This is a genomic window from Methylobacterium sp. WL119 (assembly GCF_008039875.1).
Lineage (GTDB): Bacteria > Pseudomonadota > Alphaproteobacteria > Rhizobiales > Beijerinckiaceae > Methylobacterium.
This window is the reverse complement of sequence record NZ_VRUU01000189.1, coordinates 1-3,967: the sequence shown is the minus strand read 5'-3', so window position 1 is coordinate 3,967 and position 3,967 is coordinate 1. Positions and strand designations below refer to the sequence as shown.

1 pseudogene is annotated in these 3,967 nt (G+C 73.3%); it reads right to left on the bottom strand.

The features are described 5' to 3' along the window. Positions 1-3,300 (bottom strand): annotated as a pseudogene (locus FV227_RS28065) (hypothetical protein); the annotation flags it as partial. Between the last annotated feature and the right edge of the window lie 667 nt (positions 3,301-3,967).

The window sequence follows — 3,967 nt, the reverse complement described above, 5'->3', positions numbered from 1 at the left end:
GGCCGGGCCGATGGCGACGCTGTCGGCGCCGGTGGCCTGGGCCGCGGCACCGGTGCTGCGCACCGCCACGTAGCGGCTGCCGACGGTGTTGAGGTTGGTCACCGCGGCGTCGAGGCTGCCGAGCGCCGAGCCGACGTCGCCGAAGCGCGAGCCCTGGATCGCGTAGCTCGGTGCGGTCACCGACCCGTCGGCGGCCACGCCCGCGCCGCCGCCGAGGCTTTTCGCCAGCGAGGCGGAGAGCCCGTAGACCTGCCCGCCGTCGACCGCCTCGGTCGAGCCCGCGGCGATCCGGCCGCCGGCGATTCCGGTGAGCGTGCGCGCCGTGCCGTTGCGGTCGGCGAAGCTCACCGTTGTGCCGTCGGTATTGGCGCCGACGGTCAGCCCGCGCGTCGCCTGATCCTGCTGGACCAGGCCGACGGTGCCGTTGGCGACCCCCGCCGACAGGCCCGCGACCGCCTGGTTCGTCGCGTAGAGCTGGCTGCCGTTGACCGCCTCGTTGGAGGCCGCCGACAGCGTCCCCGCCGCGACGCCGGCGACGGTGCGGCCGGTGCCGCCGGCATTGGCGAGGTTCAGCACCGTGCCGTCGGTCGCGGCGCCGATGCTCAGCTCGCGGCTGGCCTGGTCCTGCCGCAGCAGGCCGATCGTGCCCTGCACGATGCCGCTCTGGAGGCTCGCGAGGTTGCCGTTCGTGGCGGCGAGCCCGCTGGCATTCGCCGCCACCGCCTGGTTGGTGTCGTAGAGCTGCCCCCCGGTCACCGCATCGGCCGAGCCGGCGGCGATGGTGCCGTCGCTGAGGCCGGTGAGCAGGCGGGTGCCGCCCGAGGCGTTGCGCAAGGTCAGGCGGGTGCCGTCCGTACCCGCGCCGACGGCGATGTCGCGGGTGGTCGGGTCCTGCTGCACCAGGCCGATCGTGCCGGCTCCGATCGCCGATTGCAGGGTGCTGGTCTGGGCGCCGTTGGCCGCCACCGCCTGGTTGGTGTCGTAGAGCTGGCTGCCGTTGATCGCCTCGTCCGAACCGGCGGCGACCGCGCCGGCGGAGACGCCGCGCAGGACGCGGCCGTTGCCGGCGCTGTTGCGGAAGTCGACGAGCGCCCCGTCCGTCGCCGAGGCGACCAGGATCGCGCGGCTCGTCGGGTCCTGCTGCACCAGGCCGATCGTGCCGTCGGTGATGCCCTGGCGCAGGGTGCCGATCGCGCCCGCGTTGGTGGCGATGTCGCTGGTGTTGGTCGCGACCCGGAGGTTCGTCGCGTAGAGCTGGTCGCCGTTGACCGCATCGGTCGAGCCCGCGGCGAGGCGGCCGGCCGAGACGCCGCGCAGCGCGACCGCGTTGCCGCCGTTGCCCCGGGCGAGGTCGACCACGCCGGTCGGGTTGTTCGCGCCGTCCGGCACGTACTGCACCGCGAGGCGGTTGGTCGCCGCGAGCGCCGAGCCGACGTCGCCGTAGGTCTGGCCGCCGACGGCGTAGGCCGGGGCGGTGAACGCGCCGGTCACCGGGTTGAACGCGGCGCCCGCCCCGAAGATTTGCATCACGGCGTTGCCGCCGAGGCGAAGCTGGCCGACCGTCGCCGCGTCGCCGTCGGCGCTGCCGGCGGCGAGCCCGGTCAGGCGGCGCGCGCCCGCGGTGCCGGTGAAGTCGACCACGCTGCCGTCGGTGGCCGAGCCGACCGTGATGGTGCGGCTCGCGGCATCCTGCTGGACGAGGCCGATCGTGCCGGCGTCGAGGCCGCTGCGCAGCGCGGTGAGGTTGCCGGCGTTCGTCGCCACGGCCTGGTTCGTCGTGAACAGCTGGCCGCCGTTGACCGCGTCGGTCGAGCCCGAGGCGAGGCTTCCCGGGGCGACGTTGTGCAGGGCGACCGGAGCGCCGCCGTTGGCGCCGACCAGCGTCGCGTCGTTCGAGGGCGTGGCCGGGTTCGCGGTCGTCGGGTCCGCCGACGTGGAATATCGCAGCGGCATCTGCGACAGCGCCACGGCGCCGCTGTCGGTCGTCGCCGGCGCGAGCCCGGTGATGCCGACCGCCGAGCCGACGCTGCCGCCGCGGGTTAGGTCGATGCCGGCGAGCCGGTTGCCCGAACCGTCGGTGTCGTAGCGCAGGCCGAGCTGGTCGATGGCGCCGACGACGCCGGGCACGGTGGCGTAGGGCTTTCCGTTGTAGCTGTAGCTCGGCGCCGTGTAGGTGCCGTCGCTGCCGAAGCTGCCCCCGAGCGCGGTCGCGTTCCCGGCGACGCCGTTCCCGACCGAGCGGAGCTGGCGCAGGTTGACCGCGTCGGTGTCCTGCTGGCCGCCCGCGACGTTGGTGATCTGCCGCTCCGCGCCCGCCGCGCCGACCGAGAGCTCGGTGTTGGCCGAGGACAGGGTGGTCGTGGTGTAGGCCTCGGTGCCGCTCAGGCTGCCGCGCAGCGCCATCGAGCCGGCGCCGAGCGCCACCGAGCGCGCCTTGGTCGCCGAGGCGCCGCTGCCGAGCGCCAGCGCCGAGCCGCCGACGGCGTTGGAATTGTCGCCGATCGCGATGTTGCTGGCGGTCGGGTTGCTGCCGGTCTCGCCGGCGACGGAGAGCCGGCCGAGCGCCAGCGCATCCTGCCCGTAGGCGCTGGCGATGAAGCCCTGGGCGAACGAGAAGTCGCCGACCGCGTAGGATTGCCGTCCCAGGGCGATGGCGACGTCGCCGAGCGCCTGGTTGTTGGTGCCGAGCGACAGGGTCGAGCGGCCGGTGGCGATGTTGGCGTAGCCGATCGCGACGCCGTAGGAGCCGGACGCGGCGTTGTTGGCGCCGATCGCGGTCGAGTTGAAGGTCCCGGTGCCGGCCGCGTTGTTGTAGCCGACGGCGACGCCGCCGGCGGCGCCGACGGTGGACTTCTTGCCGATCGCGGTGCCCGACGGCTGCGCGCCGGCATTGACCTCCCCGGGACCCGGCGGCGTGGTGCTGCCGTTCGCGCCGTTCCGGATGTCGCCCCCGGTCCCGGCCGTCGGGTTGCCGACGCCGTTGGCGTCCCGGTAGTTGATGATGCCCTGGTTGGTCGTCGCCGATTGCGCTGAGGCGCCCGAGCCGATCGCCACGGATCCGGCACCGGACGAGCTCGCGTTGTAGCCGCCGGCGAAGGACTCGTCGCCGCCGGCCGCCGCGTTCGGGCCGACCGCGGTCGAATTCGCTCCGGCCGAGGTGGCGCCGGTGCCGGCATTGTAGGCCTGTGCCGAGGCCGAGCCCGTCGCGGCGAGGCCGAGCGCCAGGGCCAAGGCGGTCGTGGTCAGCAGGTCGCGGTGCAGGCGCGCAGCGGGGCGGTCGCAGGGTCGATGGCTGGGCATGACGGCCGGTATGTCCTCAAGGAACGCAACGCAGAGATCTGGACAGGCAAGGCGATGCCGCCGGCACGCGTGCGCAGGGCGCGCATGCCCGGGGTGGATTTCGATTGTTGGTCAAATCCTGCCGTGATCGTCGGATGACGCCCGACGTTTCAGGCAAGTGTGCTGGTGTCTTTGCTCGACGCGACTTCCCGATCGTGACGCTTGATTATTTTCTTATTTCCAGACCCATTCGGCGCTATTTGCGTCGCTCGGGTCTCTATTTCAGCCTACCTTGCTGTTCGGTCCGCGCTGTTCATGACTGGTTATCATTAAAACGATGCTACGCGCGGAGATGATAGCGCTGCCTCTCAAAGGGACAGGGCGGCGGCGCCCGCACGGTCGTCTCGGCGGGCGGGCTCGGGCGCGGCCCGCCGCCTCTTCGATCTCACGGCGACGTGAACGCGCCCGAGCGATACGCCGCTGCGGGGGAGGCCCGCCGATCGCGAACCGGCATGGCCGGCGCGTTCCGCGACCGCGTCGGGACGGCGCCGGGAGAGAGGATTATCGTCTCCCCCGGGCGCCCTCGGGCCGACGTGGCACGCTTTCGCCCCATTGATCGGCGACACGAAGCGTCTTTTGCGGCAGGGCGTCGCGGACGAGCGCCGCGTCGCCCACGCCCCTTCCCGCC